The 23,629-nt window shown below is 31.7% G+C and carries 22 protein-coding genes, 1 pseudogene and 1 CRISPR repeat array; of the genes and pseudogenes, 8 read left to right on the top strand and 15 right to left on the bottom strand.

The window, feature by feature from the left end; genetic code table 11:
• Positions 1-429: 429 nt before the first annotated feature.
• Positions 430-854: direct repeats of the CRISPR family, unit length 30 nt; unit sequence GTTTAGAACATACCTATGAGGAATGGAAAC.
• A gap of 40 nt (positions 855-894) precedes the next feature.
• The 5 genes and pseudogenes from XO08_RS09500 to XO08_RS04500 form a co-directional block, all read left to right on the top strand.
• A pseudogene (locus XO08_RS09500) lies at positions 895-1,023 on the top strand (IS5/IS1182 family transposase); the annotation flags it as partial.
• 356 nt (positions 1,024-1,379) lie between these two features.
• Positions 1,380-2,633 (top strand): TrpB-like pyridoxal phosphate-dependent enzyme, encoded by a 1,254-nt coding sequence (locus XO08_RS04515; protein ID WP_075665845.1) that lies wholly within the window; start codon positions 1,380-1,382, stop codon positions 2,631-2,633.
• Between the two features lie 212 nt (positions 2,634-2,845).
• A complete protein-coding gene (locus XO08_RS04510) occupies positions 2,846-3,820 on the top strand; it encodes a LacI family DNA-binding transcriptional regulator (RefSeq protein WP_075665844.1) in 975 nt (324 codons plus the stop codon).
• 15 nt (positions 3,821-3,835) lie between these two features.
• Positions 3,836-4,720 (top strand): glycosidase, encoded by an 885-nt coding sequence (locus tag XO08_RS04505; protein WP_075665843.1) that lies wholly within the window; start codon positions 3,836-3,838, stop codon positions 4,718-4,720.
• 48 nt (positions 4,721-4,768) lie between these two features.
• A complete protein-coding gene (locus XO08_RS04500) occupies positions 4,769-5,584 on the top strand; it encodes a metallophosphoesterase (RefSeq protein ID WP_075665842.1) in 816 nt (271 codons plus the stop codon).
• On the opposite strand, the gene mutL is transcribed toward XO08_RS04500, so the two are convergent.
• The 15 genes from mutL to XO08_RS04425 form a co-directional block, all read right to left on the bottom strand.
• The gene (gene mutL, locus XO08_RS04495) at positions 5,508-7,166 is read right to left on the bottom strand and encodes a DNA mismatch repair endonuclease MutL (RefSeq protein ID WP_075665841.1); all 1,659 of its coding nucleotides are present in this window, start codon (positions 7,164-7,166) and stop codon (positions 5,508-5,510) included. The genes XO08_RS04500 and mutL overlap by 77 nt on opposite strands.
• Complete coding sequence (locus XO08_RS04490) at positions 7,166-8,533, bottom strand: alpha-amylase family glycosyl hydrolase (protein ID WP_075665840.1); 1,368 nt, start codon at positions 8,531-8,533, stop codon at positions 7,166-7,168. The genes mutL and XO08_RS04490 overlap by 1 nt, the downstream gene beginning before the upstream one ends.
• 2 nt (positions 8,534-8,535) lie before the next feature.
• Positions 8,536-9,003 (bottom strand): metallophosphoesterase family protein, encoded by a 468-nt coding sequence (locus XO08_RS04485; RefSeq protein ID WP_075665839.1) that lies wholly within the window; start codon positions 9,001-9,003, stop codon positions 8,536-8,538.
• A 12-nt stretch (positions 9,004-9,015) separates the two neighbouring features.
• Positions 9,016-10,245 (bottom strand): HD-GYP domain-containing protein, encoded by a 1,230-nt coding sequence (locus tag XO08_RS04480; RefSeq protein ID WP_075665838.1) that lies wholly within the window; start codon positions 10,243-10,245, stop codon positions 9,016-9,018.
• Positions 10,246-10,248: 3 nt separating this feature from the next.
• The gene (locus XO08_RS04475; RefSeq protein WP_232218155.1) at positions 10,249-11,208 is read right to left on the bottom strand and encodes a GGDEF domain-containing protein; all 960 of its coding nucleotides are present in this window, start codon (positions 11,206-11,208) and stop codon (positions 10,249-10,251) included.
• Positions 11,201-12,748: a radical SAM protein gene (locus XO08_RS04470; protein WP_075665837.1), complete on the bottom strand. Its 1,548-nt coding sequence runs from the start codon at positions 12,746-12,748 to the stop codon at positions 11,201-11,203. Before XO08_RS04470 ends, XO08_RS04475 begins: the two co-directional genes overlap by 8 nt.
• Positions 12,726-13,442 carry a hypothetical protein gene (locus tag XO08_RS04465; protein WP_075665836.1) on the bottom strand — a complete coding sequence of 239 codons (717 nt, stop codon included), beginning with the start codon at positions 13,440-13,442 and terminating at the stop codon, positions 12,726-12,728. Before XO08_RS04465 ends, XO08_RS04470 begins: the two co-directional genes overlap by 23 nt.
• Before the next feature lie 11 nt (positions 13,443-13,453).
• Positions 13,454-13,741: a hypothetical protein gene (locus tag XO08_RS04460; RefSeq protein WP_075665835.1), complete on the bottom strand. Its 288-nt coding sequence runs from the start codon at positions 13,739-13,741 to the stop codon at positions 13,454-13,456.
• Entirely contained in the window at positions 13,738-14,346 is a 609-nt protein-coding gene (locus XO08_RS04455) for an RNA polymerase sigma factor (protein ID WP_077287403.1), read from the bottom strand. Before XO08_RS04455 ends, XO08_RS04460 begins: the two co-directional genes overlap by 4 nt.
• The gene (locus XO08_RS04450) at positions 14,333-15,079 is read right to left on the bottom strand and encodes a DUF72 domain-containing protein (protein WP_077287401.1); all 747 of its coding nucleotides are present in this window, start codon (positions 15,077-15,079) and stop codon (positions 14,333-14,335) included. Before XO08_RS04450 ends, XO08_RS04455 begins: the two co-directional genes overlap by 14 nt.
• The gene (locus XO08_RS04445) at positions 15,076-16,959 is read right to left on the bottom strand and encodes an ATP-dependent helicase (RefSeq protein ID WP_077287399.1); all 1,884 of its coding nucleotides are present in this window, start codon (positions 16,957-16,959) and stop codon (positions 15,076-15,078) included. The genes XO08_RS04450 and XO08_RS04445 overlap by 4 nt, the downstream gene beginning before the upstream one ends.
• A gap of 363 nt (positions 16,960-17,322) precedes the next feature.
• Positions 17,323-17,766, bottom strand: a complete 444-nt coding sequence (locus tag XO08_RS04440; RefSeq protein WP_077287397.1) for an SRPBCC domain-containing protein — start codon at positions 17,764-17,766, stop codon at positions 17,323-17,325.
• Between the two features lie 4 nt (positions 17,767-17,770).
• Entirely contained in the window at positions 17,771-18,406 is a 636-nt protein-coding gene (locus XO08_RS04435; protein WP_075665830.1) for a hypothetical protein, read from the bottom strand.
• An 11-nt stretch (positions 18,407-18,417) separates the two neighbouring features.
• Positions 18,418-19,401: a LacI family DNA-binding transcriptional regulator gene (locus XO08_RS04430; RefSeq protein WP_075665829.1), complete on the bottom strand. Its 984-nt coding sequence runs from the start codon at positions 19,399-19,401 to the stop codon at positions 18,418-18,420.
• Entirely contained in the window at positions 19,398-20,588 is a 1,191-nt protein-coding gene (locus tag XO08_RS04425) for a competence/damage-inducible protein A (RefSeq protein WP_077287395.1), read from the bottom strand. The genes XO08_RS04430 and XO08_RS04425 overlap by 4 nt, the downstream gene beginning before the upstream one ends.
• Positions 20,589-20,718: 130 nt before the next feature.
• Between XO08_RS04425 and XO08_RS04420 the strand changes: the two genes are divergently transcribed.
• Genes XO08_RS04420 through tsf form a run of 3 tightly spaced genes read left to right on the top strand, consistent with a single transcriptional unit; the run spans position 20,719 to position 23,604 of the window.
• Entirely contained in the window at positions 20,719-22,293 is a 1,575-nt protein-coding gene (locus tag XO08_RS04420; protein ID WP_077287392.1) for a CTP synthase, read from the top strand.
• Positions 22,290-23,000, top strand: coding sequence for a PHP domain-containing protein (locus XO08_RS04415; protein ID WP_077287390.1), 711 nt, complete (start codon positions 22,290-22,292; stop codon positions 22,998-23,000). Before XO08_RS04420 ends, XO08_RS04415 begins: the two co-directional genes overlap by 4 nt.
• Positions 23,001-23,013: 13 nt before the next feature.
• Entirely contained in the window at positions 23,014-23,604 is a 591-nt protein-coding gene (tsf, locus tag XO08_RS04410; RefSeq protein WP_075666706.1) for a translation elongation factor Ts, read from the top strand.
• The last annotated feature ends 25 nt before the right edge of the window (positions 23,605-23,629 follow it).

Below are 23,629 nucleotides of genomic sequence, written 5' to 3'. Positions count from 1 at the left end.
GTTTTATTTACGTGAAGAATGTTTAGTTAAATTATTATAATATCATAATTATATTATTTTATATTAAACACTGTATTTTCTTTTATTGAATAGAAAATATCATTCGTTATGAACAAAACATAAAATTACGTAATATAAAATAAAATAATATTTAATATAATTTGTTAATTATAAACAAATTAAAATAAATTAACTAATAGGTTTTCCGTTTACATAAATTCATACAAAATACATTGTTTAATAAAATATCAATTGTAACCAATTGTAACGTTTGGGTTAACACAAAAAATATAAGGAATATTCGATGACCTTTTCCGTTAACAAAAAAGCTTGTATATGGCTTAAAATAATGTGTTTACTTTCAGGTAACTTCTAGTTAATCAAAACGAAAATAATGTGGTTTATAATAATTTATGAGATTTTTAATTGGTTTAGAACATACCTATGAGGAATGGAAACTTATTTCTAAAAACAGACTTAATTTTTAAGTTCGTTTAGAACATACCTATGAGGAATGGAAACATGAAAACATCTGATAAATTTTCATCCAACCATTTCCAGTTTAGAACATACCTATGAGGAATGGAAACCAATTCTTCCTGTCGCGCATATAATCGACTTAATAGTTTAGAACATACCTATGAGGAATGGAAACTAAAATCTTCAAATGTTTCTAAAAATTCTCTTTTTCGTTTAGAACATACCTATGAGGAATGGAAACTCTGTAAATTTTAAATCAGCTGCTATATACAATGTTTAGAACATACCTATGAGGAATGGAAACGTGTGTGGTGTTAAATTAATAAATTTTGCCATAATATCATGTTTAGAACATACCTATGAGGAATGGAAACTTCATTGTGTGTGTGTACAAAAATCAAAGAAAATTATTAAAAAATCAAGTACAGAATAGAACAGATAATAGGAATAGTGAAAAACATATTCGGAGATAGAACTTTTTTATTTAAAATACCAAAACTGCGTGTATATGTAAGAATTATATTGTACAACTTGATAGAGTTATTCTAAATAATTTTTTATTTAATTTTGTGCAAGATACTTTATTATTCGAATGTATTTAGTTCATAGCTCTATATGCCTATTTGTTTTATATCTCTTTGTTTTTTGAACAGAATCTGAAATTAATTGACAATATCGCTTCTTTATATTAAAATAATAGAAAGAAAAAATTAACAGTTGGTGATATTATGAAAAAATTATCGACAAAAGAATATTTTACCTATTTTAAAAGTGAAAACTTTGTTTGGTGGTGGAACAGTGGCGATTGTCCACCACCTTTGTTGTGGTAAAAATATACTTGAGAGGACAATTGCCGGGCATTATCTGCCCGGCATTTTTTATATTAAGGAGGGATAGAAATGAGAGAATATGTACATCTTCAGAAAGTTCCAAAAAGTTGGTACAACGTACTTGCAGATTTACCGTTTAAGCTTGATCCACCTCTTGATCCAGAGACAAACAAACCAATGACTCCAGAAAAACTATTAAAAACATTCCCACAACCGTTATTGGAACAAGAAGTTTCAGATAAGAGATTTATTGAAATCCCAGAAGAAGTATTAAATGAATACTATGTTTTTAGACCAACTCCATTAATCAGAGCAACTTTTCTCGAAAGATATTTAGAGACTCCTGCAAAGATTTACTACAAATACGAAGGAGCAAGTCCTACAGGTAGTCACAAGACAAATACCGCACTTGCACAAGCATATTACAACAAGATTTCTGGCACTAAAACCCTTTATACAGAAACGGGTGCCGGTCAATGGGGGAGCGCACTTTCATATGCAGGATTAAAATTTGGATTAAAAATAAAAGTTTTCATGGTAAGAGTAAGCTATATGCAAAAACCTGCCAGAAAACAGTTAATGAATCTCTTTAATGGAGAAGTTGTTCCATCCCCAAGTAATCTAACGGCATCTGGAAAAAAATACGGAGAAGATCATCCTGGAACTCTTGGAATTGCAATTAGTGAAGCTATGGAAAAAGTTTTAGAACAAAAAAACTCAAAATATGCGCTAGGCAGCGTATTAAACCACGTGCTTTTGCATCAAACGATAATTGGACTTGAAATAAAAAAACAACTTGAAAAATTAGGTTTAATTCCCAATGTTTTAATAGGTTGTCATGGTGGAGGTTCAAATTTTGGAGGTACAATATTACCGTTTATACCGGAAAAACTCTCCGGAAAAAACATAAAATTTTTGGCTTGCGAGCCAAAAAGTTGTCCAACTTTGACCAAGGGAGAATACAAATACGATTTTGGAGACAGTGTAGGATTTACACCTCTTTTAAAAATGTTCACACTTGGAAAAGACTTTGTTCCACCTAAAATACACGCAGGTGGATTAAGATACCATGGAGCTGCTCCTATCGTTTCAGCTCTTTTGAAAAACAAATTAATCGAGGCAGAAGCATTTGATCAAAACGAAACCTTTCAAGCTGCAAAAATTTTTGCTAAAGTTGAAGGAATAATACCAGCACCTGAATCTGCTCACGCAATAGCAGGAGCTATAAAAGAAGCACTGAAAGCAAAAGAAGAAAAAATAGAAAAAACAATTGTATTTACACTTTCAGGTCACGGATTATTTGATTTAGCAGCATACGTGTAAAAAGGCCACCTCCAGGTGGCCTTTTTTATTTTTTTATAATGTAAACGGTTACATATAGATACTTAAAGAAAAAACTAGATAAATTAAAGAAAAATCTATATTTTTACACATAATTTTCAAATGAAATGCATATCTAGATTTTGAAAATATCTTTTAAAGTGTTAAGCTATTTAATACACTATAAAACCGCTTACAAAAAAGGAGGATTTTTTGTGGTAACAATAGATGATGTTGCAAGAAAAGCTGGGGTTTCTATTGCAACCGTATCACGTGTGTTAAATAATTTAGAAAATGTCTCAGAAAAAACCAAGATGAAAGTTTTAAAAGCAATCGAAGAATTAAATTACAAACCAAAGATTCTTGCTTCTGCACTTGCAAGGCACAAAAAAAAGTTTAAAGTGGGAATTTGTGAAAGTGACAGATTGAAAAAAATGGAAAGTGAAAATACATCTCCAGAATTTTATTCTGTTATATTAACATTTTTGGAAAAAATTGGTGGGGAATACGGTATTGAATTTTGTAAAACAAACTTACTTACCCCTATAGAATGTGATGGGTACATACTTGTGGGTGGTGACACTACAAAAGAAGTAATAGAGCAATATAAAGTTACTAAAAAACCTTTTTTACTTTTGGATCATTACATTCCAGGAGAAAAGATTAACTGTATTGTCACAAATGGATACGATGGAGCATATTATGCAACTAATTATCTAATAAAGAAGGGATTTAGAAAAATATTTCACATACACGGTCCATTGAATTCATACGGTTTTAAGGGAAGATTTGAAGGGTATACCACAGCTATGCATCAAGCAAATCTACTTCCAAAGTATTATGAATACGATGATGTAAAAGATAACATGGAAGATGTAATAGAATTTATGCTAAAAAAAGACGGTATTCCAGAAGCTATCTTTGCTTCAAATGATATCACCGCAATGAGAGTGATTAGAGAATTAAAAAAAAGGAATTTTAAAATACCAGAAGATGTATCAATAATAGGTTTTGACGATATACTCAGTGCAAAAGAGTTTGAACCACCTTTAACTACTTTAAAGGTTTTCAAAGATGAGATGGGATCTTTAACCGCAAAGAGAATGTATGAACTTCTTATTGGGCATGATACTCATCCTGTTATGATATCTTTATTTACTAAATTTATCAAGAGAAAAAGTTCTATATAGAAAGGAGCGAAATACATGGAACTAAAACTCGAAAGACATTTCAAAAATCCTTTATTTGGTCCCAATCCAAATCATATATGGGAAAGTAGATTTGTTTTTAATCCCGCAGTGGTATTTGATGGAGAATTATTCCATATGCTCTATAGAGCACAAGGAGAAGATATGGTATCAAGATTAGGCTATGCCGTTAGCACAGACGGTATACACTGGAATAGACTTGAAAAATACGTATTTGGTCCATCAACACAAGAAGAATTATACGGAGTTGAAGATCCAAGAATTACTTTCTTAGAAGGATACTATTATATAAACTACACTGCATATTCTCCAACGGGTATTAAAGTTGCAATGGCAAGAACAAAGAATTTCATCACGTATGAAAGATTTGGAACAATACTCCCTGAAAGTCCTAACAAAGATGCTACCCTTTTTCCAGAAAAAATAAACGGAAAATATGTACTTATTCACAGAATCGAACCTGATATTTATCTTGCATTTTCAGATGACTTAATACACTGGGAAAATTATGTAAAAATAGCATCTCCAAGAAAAAATTACTGGGATAACCTTAAGATTGGGGCAGGTGCACCTCCAATTAAGACCAAATATGGCTGGCTTCTTTTGTACCACGGCGTACAAAAAGCTCCAAGAAATATATACAGATTGGGATTTATGCTTCTTGATTTAAACGATCCAACTAAAATAATTAAAAGATCACAAGAACCTATTTTAGAACCCAAAGAAGAATGGGAGATTTTTGGAGGAGTTCCAAATGTCGTCTTCTCAGATGCAATGGTAAGATACAAAGATAAATATTACATTTATTACGGAGGAGCAGATAATTACATAGCACTTGCAACCATAGATACGGAAAAAGTGGAAAAATGGATAAAAGAATAAAAACAAATGATACAATATAATTAATATCCCAAAAAAAGGAGTGAGTTTTTGAAAAAAATTGCATTCATCTCAGATATCCATTCAAATCTTGAAGCACTTGAAAGTGTGCTATTTGATATTGAAAATGAAAAAGTTGATCAAATATATTGTTTAGGAGATTTAGTAGGATACGGTCCAAATCCAAATAAGGTAATTGAATTAATTAAAGAAAAAGGTATTATCTCTGTTATGGGAAATTACGACGATGCAGTGGGAAATGAAAAAAACAGTTGTGGTTGTTCATATAATCCTGGCAGAGAGACAGAAATAGGTGATATATCTCTTTCATGGACAATAAGGAATACCAGTGACAAAAATAAAGAATTTTTGAAAAACCTTCCACAGAAGCTTTCTTTAGAAGTAGAAAATGTAAAAATTTTGCTAGTACACGGAAGTCCGCTAAATTATCTTTTAGAATACGTAAAACCAGATATTTCCCCAGAAAGGCTAAAGCTAATTACACAATCTACAAATGAGGATATAATAATCACAGGTCATACACATATTACAATGGCAAAATATCTTTGTGGAAAAATTATTTTAAACCCGGGAAGTGTGGGAAGAACAAAGGATGGAAAACCAGGTGCTACGTACTTAATTTTGGAAATAGAAAATGGAGTGGTAAGTTACAAATTTAAGTTTGTAGAGTACAACATAAAAACAGTGGTTGAAAAAATAGTCAAAAAAGGACTTCCCGTTGAATTAGGAGTAGTACTTGCACTTGGTAAAACTTTTGATATGGGAGAAGCTAAATCCTCTCAAAATAACTATCAAGTTCGTGAAAAGTTAATTTTAAAAAAAGAGGTCTTCCATGGGGACAAGTAGTCAGTCCCCTTTTTAAAACTTCCTCAACTAGTTTTTTTGCCTCACTTTCAGTAATATCATATCCTGTTTTTACCGCACTCTTACACGCTTTGTCTGCAATAATGTGTTTCATATTTTTGGGACTATCCCCAGGTAATCTAAATTCATCCAATATTTCCCTTAATACTTCTTCAACATTTGAAGGTTTAATAAACGACGGAACAGAAAGGATCTTTATACTATCATCTTCTATTTTTATATCAAATCCAAACTTTTCAAAATCATTTTTCCTCTCGCTTGCAATACTTAAAAAACTCTTTCCAAATTTTACTTCAATAGGTATCATTAAATCCAACACATCTACTTTTTCATTTAACTTTTTTAATATATCTTCATACAATATTCTCTCATGCGCTGCGTGAAAATCCATTATATAGATACCATCTTCAGATTCAAACAAGACATATCTTTTCCTTAAAATAATAACATCTCTTTTTACTTCCAAATTCCTTCTCTCTATATCAAACAAAGTCTGAAAAATTTGATTTTTTGGAATTTCATTTTCTACCTTTTGCCTATTAATGTAGTTAAGATGCCTTTCTTTAACTTCAAATTTTTTATCACTTACAAATATTTTCTTTGATATAAATTTTTTCAGTGCATTCCTAACAGTTCTTATTATATCCGAATAAATCGCGTTGGGATCTGAAAACTTTACCTCAAGTTTTTGTGGGTGTACGTTTACATCTACATACTTTGGTGGTAAATCTATAAACAACACACCATATGGGTGATTTACCAAGGACTCTCCATATCCATTTTCAAATACATGATAAAGCATTTTATCTACTACATATCTTTTTTGTACAAAAAAGATCTGTCCTGTACGATTTTTTCTGTAATAGTTGGGAGATGAGATAATACCATTTACAAATTTCCCGTTAATATTTGTAAATTCTCTTACCTCTGGAAATATCAACTTAAATCTTTCTTCCAAACTGGAAGATTCTGCATTGTACAAAACATCACCATCGGACTTTAGAGTAAAGGAAACTTCAGGATTGCTCAGCAAAAACTTTTCCACAAATTCTATAACACGCCTTTTTTCAACAGCTGCGGATTTTAAAAATTTTCTCCTTGCAGGTACATTAAAAAACAAATCAAGAACCTCAACAGTTGTTCCTCGCTCAATAGTGGGAAATTCCTCTATCTTCTTTATTTTCCCTCCTATAACTTCAAGTCTATGAGATTCTTCTCCATTATTTGAAGTAATTACAACTCTACTTACCTTTGATATAGAAGATAGTGCCTCACCTCTAAATCCAAATGAATACAAGGTGTATATATCTTCAAAATCTTTTATTTTGCTAGTTGTGTGTTCTTCAACAGAAAGGAGAAGGTCGTCTTTTGACATACCTTCTCCATTATCTTTTACCTTTATATAACTTTTTCCACCGTTTTGGATCTCTACTTCTATCTTTTTTGCACGGGCATCTAGTGCATTTTCCACGAGTTCTTTTACAACTGAAAAGGGTCCTGCTACAACTTCTCCCGCTGCTATTTTGGAAATTACATTTTTGTCAAGTTTCTTTATCTTTGCCATTAAAGCACCTTCGATTCAAATGGTTTTAGGTGAATTCCCTCAAAATGCTCTTCGTGCCCTGCTATATTGTGATATATTCTAAAGGACTTTTCTCCATTTGTAATGGTATACGCTACAACAAACTCACTTGTTTTTAAATCCACTATCCACGAATTCACCATCCAAGTATTTTCCTTTCTAAACCTTATCCATTGTTTTACGGTGTTAAGTAAACTATCTTCTCTCTTTAATTGCTCCTCAACGGAAACACCTGTAAATGCATAATTAAAACCTATAGATTTCCATAAAGTTTGTCCTTCACCTGAAAGTGAAGCATACCAAGGCATAGGTTCTATTACGTTTTCTGTAAAGTATGGATCAAAAACGCCTTTCATTCCCAATTCATCACCATAGTAAATAAATGGTATACCAGGTGTCGTTAAAAGCATCGCAAAGAACACCTTTCTTTGTTCTTCTGATTTTACAACAGATGCAAGTCGTGTTATATCGTGATTTCCGGAAAAATTTGAAGGGATATACAACCCTCTATTATCCATTAAAGTCCTTGAAAAACAATCCCATATTTTATGTGTATTTCCATTTGTCATAGATTCCTTTAGAGCCTCTGTAAAGTAAAAATTAAATGAACATCCTATTGTCTTTGCATATTCCATAACTATTTCCGGAGAATCCCATACTTCAGTTACGGCAAATACATCACTTTTTATTCCCCTTGCTTTATCCATTATTTTCTTCCAAAAAGCAATATTTTTTTCATGGTTGTAGTGAAATCTCTTGTTTACAGTATCATAATCGTAAATATGCTTTGCCGCATCAAATCTAAAACCATCTACTCCCACTTTCAACCAAAACTCCACAATTTTTAGCGCCTCTTCTACAACTTCTTCATTTTCATAGTTTAAATCGGGTGATGCTCCCCCAAATACTCCATAATACCACTTTCCTTTATATGGATGCCAAATCACCTCATTATCCCAAGGCCTTTTTTCGCTTAAATCTACATCTTCATCTGCCCAAAGAAAATAATTTTTGTATTTTGGATCATCTTCAAGTGCTGCTTTAAACCAAGGATGCCTTGAAGAAACGTGATTTAAAGGTAAATCAATGACAACTCTTATACCATTTTCATGTAAAACATCTACCATTTTTTTGAATTCTTCTAGTGTTCCATACGAAATATTTGTATCAAAAAAATTAATTATATCATATCCATGATAACTTGGTGCTCTAAAATGCGGCATTATCCAAACAAGGTCTACACCTAAATCCTTTAAATAAGATACCTTTTGTGAAAGTCCTTTGAAATCTCCAATACCATCGCTGTTGTAATCGTAAAAAGAGCGGATATAAATTTCATAACCAATCATCCTTAATCCTCCTTAAATACTTCAAATTTTAACGTATCACCAATCTCCATTATACCGTATGTTTCCATTGCTGTCCCGGGATTTATGAAACGCTTTCCACGAAAAATTCTATCTTCAGGTACATGGCTGTGTCCAAATAATATTACATCCACATCGTCATCAAACCAATTTACTATTCTTTCTGGAATCCTTATATGTGAACCGCTTCCATGTGTAAGCCCAATAACATATCTTCCTATCTTTACCACTCTTTGTGCGGGAAGATAATCTTTTACGTCATAATCATCCATGTTGCCAAACACTGCGTAAAAATTTCTATTTAAAGATTGCAAATACAAAACTGTATTTAAATCAACAAAATCACCCAATGCAAAAACTCCATCCAACTCTTTGGAAAGCTCAACAATCTTTGGGTGTATTTCCCTATTTCTAGTGGGAATATGTAAATCGGAAATTACCAAAAACTTCACACACTCCCCCCCTTAAATGGTTATACCATTTATAAACTGATCAATGTTTTTTTGCACATCTGAAATATATGGAATATTTTTAAAATCCATATCTTTTTTCAACACTTCGTTTAAAACATCCACAGCTTCAACAGACAATGTACCTTTTTTTGCCGTCTCATAGGTTATTTCAAAAGCCTTTTCAGCACTAAAACCTTCCCTATATGGTCTATCTTCAAGCAATGCAGAAAAATAATCTGCTACCTGAAGTATTTTATCTTCAAATTCCATATTATCAGAAATTAATCTAAGCGGATATCCCGTTCCATCACACCTCTCCTGATGTCTTACAGCGGGTAAATACCAACTTTCATTCAAATAATCGTGTAGGATAATCATAGAATAATACACGTGTTTTTTCATTATCTTTATCTCGCTTTCTGTTAACTTTCCTTTTTTTTCTAAAATACTTATAGGTGTTGTTATCTTTCCAATATCATGGTACAATCCCGCTAAAAACATGGAGTCTTTATCCAATGAAGCTACACTTGCCATTTCACGTGCTACCGTTGCAACTCTCCATGAGTGATCTTTTGTAAATTTGCTCTTTACATCTACTATAAATGAAATTAAAATCCCCAACTCAACTAAGAAATCTTGGTCTTTTCTTATATCTATAAATTCTTGGATTAGCTTTTCCTTTAATATGTTACGTTTTATATCATCCAATATCCACATCACGTACTCTTTTTTTATGCATTCTACAGCCGCATCAAAAACTTCTTTAAAAAATCTATTTTTTATGGATAAAATCGGAAAAAAGAGATCGTCGTAATCCACATCATCGTTAATAAAATGGTACTTTGATATTTCTTCAGATATTGAAATAACATTCGCATAGATATCATCTTTAAATTTTTCATCCAAAAACTTTGGAACAGCATGGTGCTTTAGGATGATATCCGAATATTCTTTTAGTGAATTTATCTGGCTTATTATAAAACTTCCTATTATAGTATGCATTCTTGTAAGCTCATTAAGACTTGATACATCATGGAGTAAAAGATACGATGAGTTGATATCATCCAAAACAAAACCTTCATGGGGAATTAAAACTCCAATATCATGTATATATCCTGTTATAAATGCCTTTTTATAATCAAGGGAAAGCAATTTTGAAATCTCAGATGATAGAAAGGCTACTTGAAGAGAATGTACACCAAAATTTGGAACTAGATTTATCGTATTAAAAAGAATCTTCATCTTTTACTCCTTTTTTTTTTCTTCATACATTCTAAGATCAGCAATATGTAGTATTTCCCAAAGATCCGTTCCATCATCTGGAAAGATTGCATATCCACAAGAAATTCCCAAATTCACTTTCTTCCCATCGATAATTATATCATATTTTTTAATTATATTCTTAATCCTATTTATTATTACATGTATTTTATCCACATTTTTTGTTATGATTATAAATTCATCTCCTCCGTATCTTACCACTTGATCAGTGGATTTTAATACATTTTTTAATCTCTTTGCCACGACCTTTATAACTTCATCGCCAAATCTATGTCCATATGTATCGTTTATAGATTTAAATTTATTTAAATCACAAAAAATTAATCCAACCCTTTCTTTATTACTTTCGAAAAATTCTTCTATAAAATGCCTGTTTTTTAAACTTGTAAGTTGATCAATATACTTTTGATAGAATAGTTCCTTAAGCTGTCTAAAATCAGATGCAATTTTGGAAAAATTTCTTTGAAAATTATCCAAAAATAGCTTTTCCTTTAGTCCAAGTCTTTTTATCTTAAAATAATCTAAACTTAAAACACCATATACTTTAGAATCAAAAAGCAATGGAATCCCTATCCAAGAAGAAATTCTATTATTTGGTACCCAAGCCCTTGTCTTTGAAACGTCTTTTATATATTTCCACCTCTTGGTATTTAAAACTACATTATACAACGCAAAATCTTGAAAAGAAAGTTTTTTTTCAATTTTTTCAACATCAAACCTTTGGTAAAAATCAGATACAGCAACAAACTTTACCCTTTCTTTATCCTCCACTTCCAAAACAGACCATGCGTCAAATTTTAAAATGGGTAATGATTTATCCGCTAACTTATGGAAAAACTTATCTACACTTTCATCTTTTAAAACTTCCACAGTTGTTTCCAGTAAAATTTTAGATGTCAAAAGGTCAAAATACGATTTAATCAACTTGTCCCTCCAATACTTTCCATAAAGGCTGGTTGAAAAATTTTTCTTTTAACATTTGTGCAGTTGATTTTCCTATACCCGGAATTTTTGTAAGCTCATTAATTGAGTAATCGCCTACTTTTCTTTCCATTTCAATTGCCGTAATAGACCTTCTTCCATGATCCACCACATAAACATCTGATTTTCCTTCGAAAATTCCTATAACACCTATTAGAATAGGGTAAGTACCAAGAGGTCTTGCAAACGTTATATTTCCCTCTTTAAATTCAGAAATTACATTTCGAATGATAGTTCCTTTTGGAAATACTTTTCTTAGCATAGGGGAATCTATTTCTCTTCTAATTAGATATTTATAGTGGTTAAATAACTTTTTATTTACCTTAAGATGCTTTCTCTTGCTCAAATACCAAATAGGTGTATTTGGGACCAAATAAAGCTGCCTTAAATTTATCCTTCTTATCAATACATTATCATTTAAATATTCTTTTAATTTTTTGTACAATATATCATATGACTTTCTTGTTTCACCGTATAAACCAAATATAAAGTTTAATCCAGGTAAAAGCTTTGGTACGCCTTCCACCCTTTTTCCACCAACCTCGTTTACAAGTCTTATTGCAAAATCTATATCATCTACACTTCCTTGGATATTATTCTTTTTTCTTACATCTTCATCAAAACTCTCCACTCCAAATGAAAAGATATCACCAGGCGTGTTGTATTTTACAATTACCTCTATTGCCTTGGCACTTTCTGGATAATATTTTGCTATAAATCCCGGGTTTGCATTGTCTGTATGCAATACTTCCAACTCAGGTGCTACATCTCTAATTCCATTGTACAACTCATTTATTAATAAAATATTAATTTTTGATGAATTTTTGTCAAATCCATACGCAAGTATATTTGCACTTCTTCCTAGTCTAAAAGCCCTTACTCCGCACTTATAAAGGGCTTCGACTTCATCTACTATATCTTTTACAGGTCTTGATGAAAAAATTGGGTGTAAAATTGGCTCACTGCAAAAAGTACAATACGTTCTTCTTTCACACCCCAATGAAACTTCAATTTCGCAGATAACGTCTGGATATCTCGGATGTTGTTTTACAATCTGTGCACCTTCTATAGAAACTTTCCTAATTATTTCGTAGCTTACATTTTCAAATGCATACTTTAAAAAATCTTCAGCTACATCATCTGCTTTTGTACTTTTAAAAAAATTCACAATTGCACCTGTTAAAATTCTAAAAGGCTTTTTGTTTAGCTCAAATAGCTTTTCGATTTCATCTATCGTTATTGGTGTTCCACCGATGTACTTTCCAGGAACTGTAACGGAGGATAAAATAACCATAACATCGTAATCGTTGAAAATTTGCCAATTATCTTTTTCTCTTATTTGGTCTATAGTAGTATATGTTACTTCAAAGCCTTTTAGCAACAAAGTGCCCGCTATATAGCGGGCGTATGTGCTTATATATGGTGGAACTCCTAAAACAGCGGGTTCATCCACATATCCATCAATTAACACGGCTGATTTCATTTTTTATTTCCTCTCTTGTCTCCTTACTTGATTTTTTTATAGTTAAATAAAATGAATCTATCTTAAATTCCCCGTATTTCTTCGAGATTTCAAGGATAACTTCTTCTCCATTTTTGTCTATTGCGTAAATCTCAAGGTTATCTTTTGAAATCTTTGGTGTAAACCACAAAAATTTATTTAAAATACTGTATATCTTATAAGGTAAATCACTTTCATCAGATAATTTTAAAGAAGATAAAATATCCTCAAATGTCTTTGTAGTTGGAAGATAAATAAAGTGCATCTCAGTTAAAATATTACTAAATTTTCTAACAATTTTCGTAAGCATTCCATTTGTTTTTACTGCTTTTATTGTAAACAATTTTTCTGCAATTGTAATTTCTCCATTAAAATCCTTTGAAAGTTTATGTGTATCAAGATACTTATAAAACACATCCTCCAAGTCATTTATAGGTGGTGAAAGTTTTAACTTTTCAGTTCCAATGTAAAATTTTCCATTTAACTTTACCCACGTTATCTTTTTTGGAACTTTTACAAAAACTATTTTGTTACCATCTTTGCAGAAAACTTCCTCATACCTTACCATTTGAAGTTGATCTTTGTAGTATTCAAATATCAATCTAAATGCATGATAAGATTGTGGGAAAATGTATACAGAAATAAATATCGAGAAAAAAAGAAAAAATCTTTTCACTATTTCACCTCTCAAAATCCATCGCTTACCAATGTTATATCATAAATTGGTTCAAATTCCTCCATAACAGGTGCGGTGTTTTTTTGCGTAAAAACCTCATTTTTGGGTTTGTCAATTCCCACGTAAATTAACGAGATTATACTAATTCCCGCTATCAAAATTATCGATTTGTACAACGTAGAAAATCTCTTCTTTTTTTTGATATTATTAATTACCTTTTCTTCCAAAATATCTCCCGGTCTATAGCAAGTGGTTTGTTTTAATAGTTCTATAACTTTTCCGTATCTTTCCTCGGTCATACTATACCTTCCTCCTTAAGAAGATTTTTAAATTTTTTCCTGGCATTGTGAAGTCTGCTCTTTACAGTGCCTTCAGGTATGCTTAGGATATCCGCTATTTCAAGGTAAGACATTTCATCTATATCCCTAAGTTTTATTAATATTCTCTCATTTTCCGGGAGCTTTTCTAGCACTTTATTGATTTTTTCGTATAATAATTCCGATTCCACTTCTTTTTGCACATCTTTTTCTTTATCCGGAATATCTGTTTCTATATCTTCTTCATCGTTTTCCACACTAAAAACTTTCTCACTTTTCTTTTTGAATTTTTCGTAATACGTGTTGCACACATTTAACGTTATTTTATATATCCAAGTAGAAAGTGAAGAGTTTCCCTTAAATTTCTTTATTCCTTTAAATATCCTTAACATAACTTCCTGTACTATGTCATCTACATCATCTGTTCCAAAATACGTTTTGGCAAATGAACCGATCTTTGGCGCATATTCTCTGTACAACCTTCTATATGCCCATTCTTCTCCACTTTTTAGGGCATCTATAAACTTTTTTTCACCTTCCCAACTAATTTGACTATTGTCTTTTTCTTTGTGTTCAAAAAATTTCAAGTTTTCCACCACCAATTATTTCCCTAAATTCCACTGCATTTAAAAGTGCGTATCCACGATAACAGTTATTAAAGTAAATATACTTTTCCCCTTCAAAATCCTTTATTTTTTCATAAATTTCCAAAAGTTCTTTTCTTTTGTAATTGTAATTATACCTTGTTTTAACATCTCCTTCAAACCACTTTTTATTTTTTCCATGGAGTCTAACGTATAATTTCTCATTTGCATTTATCTTAAATGGATAGAAATCCTTTAACTGTGGTTGATCAATTGTTATTATTTCAAAGTCTTTTGTTTTAAAATCTAACCAAGATATATGTCTAAACTCAACAAACAAATTTTTTATCTTTTTTGAAAGTTTATACAAATATCTTTCACTTTCTGGAGTTTTTTTAAATGAAAACGGAAATTGTGCAAGATAACCTATCAATCTATTTTCGTTTTCCATTTCACAGGTTTCTTGCAAGAATTTATCCACAAGTTCTAAATTTTTTTCGTGTGTTATTCCACCGTGTAGTTTTATTGAAAATACAAAATTTCTTGGAGTTTTTCTTAAAAGAGATACAATACCTTTGTATTTTGGCATTCTATAATACGTGTAGTTTAATTCAACTGTATTAAATGTGTACTTTCCAACGTAATAATTTAACATCTGTGCCTTTTTAATGTCTTTTGGATATACTGTACCTATCCAATCATCAAATTGAAAACCACTTGTTCCTATGTATATCATTTTTCAACTCCATATTCAAGGTGTTCAACAAGGTGAAAGGGTATCTCGTCTATAAAGCTCTTTCCACGTCTTATTAGATAATCATTTCCGTAGAATATTCTAGATGAACCACCTATACTGTGGATTATGTATAGATAATCTTTTGCACGTGTTATTGCAACATAAAATAACCTTTCTTCTTCATCTATGTTATTTTCGCGTAGACTCATTATATGTGGAAAATCACCGGGGTTAACACTTAAAATAAAAACTACTTTCCATTCAAGCCCTTTTGCCTGGTGGATAGTAGTAAGTGTTACCTTTTCTTTTTCGTTGTCTTCATTTCTCATTTCATAGCTTTCACTTATTAATATATCACCAATAAAGTTTTCGGTGTTTTTGTAAAATGACGCCATTTCTATAAGGCGCTCTATATCCTCTCTTCTATCTTTGTAATCTTCAAATTTTTCCTCCATTTTTTTGTGATAAAAGTCTATGTAAAATATCTTTATTCTTTCACCTGGATTTTCTACAGTTAGTGTATTTTTAATAGTTTCCCTTAGTTTTTTAAAATCGGAACTTTTTTCCTTTATTTTGTCTAATGCGCTATATCCTATTTTTGAAATTTCTTCTGCATAGTTGTTTGCCTTTATATTTCCTATGCCATTTACAAGTTTTAGGAGCCGTATCCATGAAATCTTTTCTTCAGGATTTACCGTGGTCTTTAGAAATGCCATGCAATCTTTTACATGTGCTGTTTCGGTAAATCGTAAACCAGAGTATAACTTAAAAGGAATGTTATGTTTTGAAAGTTCAAGTTGAAGTTCAAGGGAATGTGCGTGTGCTCTGTATAGCACTGCAATGTCATTTAAGGATATTCCGTTATGTTGAAAGTTTACAATTTCATTTGCTACAAAATCTGCTTCATCGTAATGGTCAAATACTTGTACTAAAAATGGTTTTATACCTGTATTTCTTTTTGCGCATAATGTTTTCTTTATAGATTTTTTTGGGAGCATTTCGTTTATAAAATTGACTATTTCTTGTGAACTTCTGTAATTTGTTTGGATTTTGAATGTTTCTGCTTCTTTTTGGAAATCGAGTACATTTTCAAACCTTGCACCTCTAAATGAATAAATGCTTTGTGCATCGTCTCCAACAACTATTAGGTTCTTATGTACAGTTGATAGTAGTTCTACTATTTTAAATTGTACTATATTGGTGTCTTGAAATTCATCAACGAGTATCCACTTGTATCTTTCCGATTCTCTTAATCTGATGCTTTTGCTTGTTGAAAGTATGTGGAGTGTATGGATTAAAAGGTCATCATAATCTACAGAATTTTGAGCTTGTTTTTCTTGTTGGTATTTTATTAATATTTGTTCTATTGTATGTTCTTGTTCTATGAATCTTGGATTGTATCTTGTTATTGCTTCTTTTAGCGATGAAAGTGTATTGTTCATATATGAATATATTGAGAGCAGTTGCTTTGCAGTTGGTACTGTTTTTCTTTCAGACTTTGGTATTAATTGACTTCTAATGCTTTCCATTAAATCTTTTGCATCCTCACTATCTAGGATGGTAAAGTTTGGTTTTAGTCCAATTGTACTTCCATATCTTCTAAGAAATAGGTTACATACATGATGGAACGTACCTGCCGTAATACCTTCTAGATTTGATTTTGAAACTATTTTAGCCCTTTGTAGCATTTCTTTTGCAGCTGCTTTTGTAAATGTAACAAGCATTATCTCCTGTGGTTTTACACCGGAGTTTATAAGGTATGCTATTTTGTATGTAATTACCCTTGTTTTACCACTGCCAGGTCCTGCTATTACTAATGTTTTCCCTTGTGATTTTGTTACCGCTTCATATTGTTCTTCATCAAGTTCTTTTTCAAACATTTTTTCATCCTTTCTTTATATTTTCTTATTAATAATAATAATATAAGGGTGAAAATTGGAAAGTTATTTTGAAAAAAGGCTTGTAAATTGTTGCTATTTCTTAATTTGTAACTTTCCAATTTTCTAAATGGTAAGTTACCAGTCTTTGGTAAGAAGAAGATAAATACTTATAAAATAAGGTTTTTGGTGGTAAGTTTTTGTTTTTCTTATTATATACGATAAAAGACGATTGTTCGTGATTTTTTAGTGGTAAGAAATTCTACAAATTGGAAAGTAAATTTCTTACCATGTGGTTAGAAATCAATATATAGTGTATAAATCTTTCCAAAGAACTATATGTAGTATATAAACTTTCCAAAATACTTACCGAAGTAGTATTATATTTTGTTCTATATATGCCTTTGCGAGTATGAGCATCTGTCCCCATCCAAATGCACAACCGTATCTAATGTCTATTTCTTCCATGCTTTTAACAATGGTATTATCCGTTATACTTATCCAAGTTCCACTGTCTAAGTTCTTTTGAAACTTTATAGTAACTTTTGATCTAAATCCGTCTTCGTATTCATACCACCAGAATTCCCATAACTTGTTTGGAATTATTTCAATAGTGTATCCCCTATCAATAACCTCTTCACCTGTTAATCTTTCCCATCTAAAGAATATCTTTCCACCGTCTTTTAATTCCATTTTCATGCCATCTGTAAACCATGGATCCCATCCGTTTTCATTTACAAACGTTTTGTATACCTTTTCAACAGGTGCATCTATAAAATCTGTAAAATGCATGGGTTTCAATTTAAGCACAGTATTACCCCTTTCGTATGGATAACAACACTCCCAGTGCAATAGAGAGCATTGCAGCTGTTAATACCCTGTATTCTGCTGGTAGTAAGAATGTAATAGTATGGGCTGGAATCCAAAAAAACGGTATAGTTTTTAGAACAACAAAACCAAAAAATTTATTCCAGTCAATTGTATTTATAACATCACTAAATTTTACGGAAAATATTTCTTTTATTCTTCCTTTTCCCAAGTCTATGTAGGTATCGGTTATTCTATGAAATGCCATAAAAGTTGGAGCAAATATAAGGTTCATCAGTGTGCTGGTAAAAAATGCGTGAAGGAATTTATTTTTTCCTGGAAGAAGTCCTTTTTCCATAACAATATACGTGCCACTTGAAAATAATTCAAATACAAGTACAAAACACATACCTAGAAATCCCCATATAATAAATCTGTATATTAATCCGTATGGTTTTGTATATCTTTTTCTTTGTAATCTCAAAGATAGTACTTCTCCCATAGTTGCAAGTATGGATACCTTTAAAAATCCCATAAAGTATGGATGGGATCTATTTAAAGCTATATAATAGTCATGGAGAAAGATTAAAAGAAAAATTATTAGAAGAAATGTAAATATCCAAATAAAATCACCTTTTTTCATAATATTCCTCCTTATGTATTTCTTTCTATTAATTCAGGTTTAAAGGCAACTGTTTGTCTTTTTCTGCTATATCCCTTTATTTTTCTTAATAACATTTCACCTGCAGTTTTTCCCATTTTCTTTATAGGTTGTTTTATGGTGGTAATATTTAATATGCTGGATAAAGTAAGATTATCAAATCCACAGAGAAAAAAGTCTTCTTTAGGTTCAAGTCCTTTTATCCTTGCAAATTCTATTACCGGGAATGCAAAGTAATCTGTTGTTGCAAATATAAGGGGTTTTTTTGAAATGGAAAAAACAGCTTTTGCAACTTTAATTGCTTCAAGCCAATCGAGATCTATTTTAAATATTTTTGCTACTTTTCTTCCTTTTCTTTCTATTGATTCGATAAATCCACTTACCCTTTCTTCAAAGACGGTACTTTCTAATTTTGTTTTTCTATCGTGTGTTACTATAAATAAATCACCTTCAAAATTAGATAGATAGTCTCCTGCTATCATTCCACCGTAGAAATTATCCAATATTACAGAATCGTACTTTTGCGAATCAAATTCCACCGAAACAACGGGTACATTTTTTGGGATATACTGTTTTAAGAGCTTGTCAACATTTAGCGCATCAATTATTACTCCGTCGGTACCAAGCACAAAATCAGAGCTTTCCCTTACAAATTTATATCTATTTTCACTGTAAAGTGGATATACAAAGGAAGTATATCCTTCTTTTTCAAATACTTCATCTATTCCAGAAAGCAAAAGTTGGTGAAATTCACCAACCATCTGTGGAAAGATAGTGGTTATTATCTTTGTGTGTCCACTTGAAAGCCTTCTTGCATGAGGATTTGGCATGTAACCCATTTCCTGTATAATTTTTAATACATGTTCTTTAGTTCTTGGGTTAACGTGCGGACTGTTATTTATAACCCGCGAAACAGTTCCCACACCAACACCTGCTTTTTTTGCCACATCTTTTATGGTAATATTTTTCTTTTTCATTCTATAATCCTCCTTAGTAGATTTAATGCGTAGAGTGAAGATTTTTCCCTTATTATTTGTCTATTTCCCCTAAAGAGAAAATTTTTTGTAAGATAAACATCTTTTTGTCTATCGTAGGCACAAATCCAAACAGTCCCTACGGGTTTTTCCTTGGTACCACCTGTGGGTCCTGCTATACCAGATACCGAGACGGAATAATCGCTATTTAGAATCTTACATACCCCTTTTGCCATTTCAGTTACGCATTCTTTACTTACAGCTCCAAAAGTTTTAAGGGTATTTTTACTTACATTTAAAACAATTTCCTTTACTTCATTTGAATATGCTACAATTGCGCCTTTAAATACTTTTGAAACACCAGGTAGACTAACAAACTTTGAGGAAATCAATCCACCTGTACAAGATTCTGCAAAGGAGACAGTTTTATCTCCCAATTTTTCAAAGACCACTTCTTCTATTGTTTTGTCGTCAAATGCGTAAATATAATCGGATAATTTTTCCTTAAGTAAATTTACTATTTCATCTACTTTTTTTCTTTCACCGGTAAACCTTAATTCCACACCTGTGATATGACTTGCCATTGTTGCAACGTTGATATCGTGTTTGTATATTATATCTTTGTATTTTTCTACCAATACGGCCTCTGGAATACCCAAAAATTTAACCCTTCTTTGATATATTTTTTCACCTTTTTTTATATGGTTTAACGCTTCTTCGAAAATAGGTTTCATTTCAACAGGGGGGCCTGGAAGAATAATTATATTATCAATTATTTGTCCAGGTGCTGTTCCGACGGGATTTTCTATTACCTTTGCACTTTCTATTACCCATGCTTGTTTTTTTACATTTTCTGGCACTTCTCTGTGAAATTTTTTTACCTTTTCTAATATGCTTTTGTATATTTTATCTGAAAATACGAGCTTTTTTCCAATGGCTTTGGAAACTGCCTCTCTTGTTAGATCATCTTCTGTAGGACCTAAACCTCCAGTTGTTATTAATAAATCTGCTTTTTTTAAGGAACTTTTAATTTCTTCTACCAATATTTTCATGTCATCTGGAAGTGTTTTTATAGCTATAGTTTTGTATCCAAAATCTAATAACTTTCTTGATATATATTTTGAGTTTGTATCTAGTATTATTCCCTCGACTAGTTCATTTCCTATTGCCAAAATTATGGATTTTTTCATATGAATTCACCTCTTTTCGTGTTTGGAACGTTTCCAAATATATGATACCACAAAAAAAGAAAAGCTGTAACTTTAAAGAAACACGAAATATAACAAAAAATAGTAAAATTTTACTAAAAGGAGGGATAATATGCCTCAAAAATTTATTGTGGTTACTGGTGGTGTATTAAGTGGAATAGGAAAGGGAATTTTTTCCGCATCTCTTGCCAGGATTTTAAAAGATAGTGGTATAGATGTTAATATATTAAAGATAGATCCTTACTTAAATGTAGATGCGGGGACTATGAATCCAAATCAGCACGGTGAAGTATTTGTTACAGACGATGGTTATGAGGCAGACCTTGATTTGGGACATTATGAAAGATTTTTGGGAATAAACGTTTCAAGAAAAAATAATATTACGGCGGGGCAGATATACTTTTCCGTTATCCAACGTGAAAGGGATGGAAGGTATTTGGGTTCCACCGTTCAAATAGTACCTCATGTCACATCTGAAATTAAAGATAGAATTAAGTTAATGGATGGAGAACTCTTGGTAATAGAAATAGGGGGAACAGTTGGAGATATAGAGGGTGAAGTGTTTTTAGAAGCGGTAAGAGAACTTGCCTTTGAAGTGGGAAGGGAAAATTTCCACTTCGTACATGTAACGTATGTTCCGTATCTTAGAACCACAAATGAGTTTAAGACCAAACCCACTCAGCAATCTGTTCAGCTTTTAAGGAAAATAGGTATTCACCCTGACACTATAATAGTTAGGACGGAAATGCCCATTGATGCAAATAGTTTATTTAAAGTAGCTCTGTTTAGTGGTGTACCAAAAAATAGGGTGATAAATCTCCCAGATGTATCAAATGTATACGAGGTACCAGTGGTACTTCACTCGTTAAATTTACATAATCTTATTTCTGAAAAATTGGACTTGGATATTAAAGATAATTTTTCTTGGAGTTATCCAAAATCATTTGAGCTTTTAAAAATAGGAATTGTAGGAAAATACCTTGGTACAGATGATGCATACAAAAGTATAATTGAATCTGTATACCTTTCTGGTGCTCAAAAACCCGTGATTGTAGATGCACAAGAACTTGAAGATATGACAGATGAACAGGTAAAAGATTACCTTGATGGTTTTGATGCGTTAATTATACCAGGAGGGTTTGGAAGAAGGGGAATAGAAGGTAAAATAAAGGCGATAAAGTATGCGCGTGAGAATAAAAAACCCATTCTTGGAATATGCCTTGGTATGCAACTTATGGCAATTGAATTTGCAAGAAACGTCGGAGGATACGAAGGGGCAAATTCCACAGAATTTGATCCAAATACACCGTATCCCGTGGTTAATATGATGGAATCTCAAAAAGAAATTTTAAAACTAGGTGGTACTATGAGGCTTGGAGCTCAAAAGACAAATGTTTTAGAAAACACACTTTTGAGCAAAATATACGGCAACCAATTAGTAATATACGAAAGACATAGACACAGATACGAAGTTGATGCCGAATCATTTTCAGATATATTTAAATTACCTGGTAATGAGGGTTATAAATTAACGATTTCTGCAAAATCAGATTTTGTTGAGGCTGTGGAATTGGAAGATCATCCATTTTTCTTGGGAGTACAGTACCATCCAGAATACAAATCAAAGGTTGGAACACCTCATCCAATTTTTAAGTGGTTAGTAAATATTGCAGGTGGAAAGAAATGATAGATTACCATTTACACAGTAACTTTTCCGCAGATTCCACATCTTCTATAGATGATATACTAAGTATGGCTGGAAATTTGAGTATAATAATAACGGATCACTATGAAGCAGTGGATGGTGAGGAAAGTTTTAAATTTGATGTGGAAGTGTATAAAAGAGAGATGAGAAAAAGGAATTTACCAATAGGTGTGGAATTTGGATGGGACGGAAAAGGAAAGATTGATATAGATTTAAAGGAATTTGATTTTGTTATTCTCTCAAATCATAAGAGATATGATGAAAAAGATAGACAAAAGGTATATGAGAAGTATCTTTTGGATTTATACACATTTGTAAAGAAAATAGACGATTTTCACGTACTAGGGCATCTTGATTTTCCAAGGAGGTTTTCTGAGGGTTTTGAACCTTTTTCTAAAAAGCTTTATCCAATTATTGAAGATGTGTTAAGACTTGTACTTGAAAAGGGAAAAACAATCGAAGTTAATACTGCTGGTATTTTTAGATATGGTGAGCCAAATCCTTCAATTGATATTTTAAAACTCTTTAAGAAACTTGGTGGAAAATATGTTACAATAGGTTCCGATGCCCATAAAGTAGAACATGTGGGAAGGGGAATAGAAAAGGTGTATGAAATTTTAGAAGAGGTAGGTATAAAGTATTTGATGGTATATGAGAATGGGTGGAAAATATCTTCTAAAAATATATAAAGGAGGAGAAAGTATGATTAGTGCAAAACTTGTTAAGGAGCTTAGAGATAGAACGGGTGCTGGAATGATGGAATGTAAAAAGGCACTAGAAGAGTCAAACGGAGATATAGAAAAGGCCATAGAGGTCTTAAGAAAAAGGGGTATTGCAAAGGCTGCAAAAAAGGCATCAAGGGAAACAGGAGAAGGTATAATTGCATCTTATGTACATTTTAACAAAAGAATAGGAGTTTTGGTGGAATTAAATTGTGAAACAGACTTTGTTGCAAGAACAGAAGAATTCCAAGAACTTGGAAACAAAATAGCAATGCACATTGCTGCAATGTCACCAAGATGGGTAAAAAGAGAAGAAGTACCACAAGAGGTTATCGAAAAAGAAAAGGATATCTACAGAGAACAACTCAAAGATTCTGGAAAACCAGAAAATGTTATTGAAAGAATAATTGAAGGAAAATTAAACAAATTCTTTGAGGAAAATTGTCTTTACGAACAAAAATTTGCATTTGATGAAGAAAAGACAGTTGAGGATATGATAAAAGAAGCAATTGCAAAGATAGGAGAAAATATCAAAGTTTCAAGATTTGTTAAATTTACAGTAGGTGAATAATTATTAAAAGTCCAGTTCCACTTGG

This window comes from Thermosipho sp. 1074 (assembly GCF_001999655.1).
In the GTDB taxonomy this organism is placed as follows: domain Bacteria; phylum Thermotogota; class Thermotogae; order Thermotogales; family Fervidobacteriaceae; genus Thermosipho; species Thermosipho affectus.
Note: the sequence above shows the minus strand (reverse complement) of the source record. Positions and strands in the feature narration are given on the sequence as shown.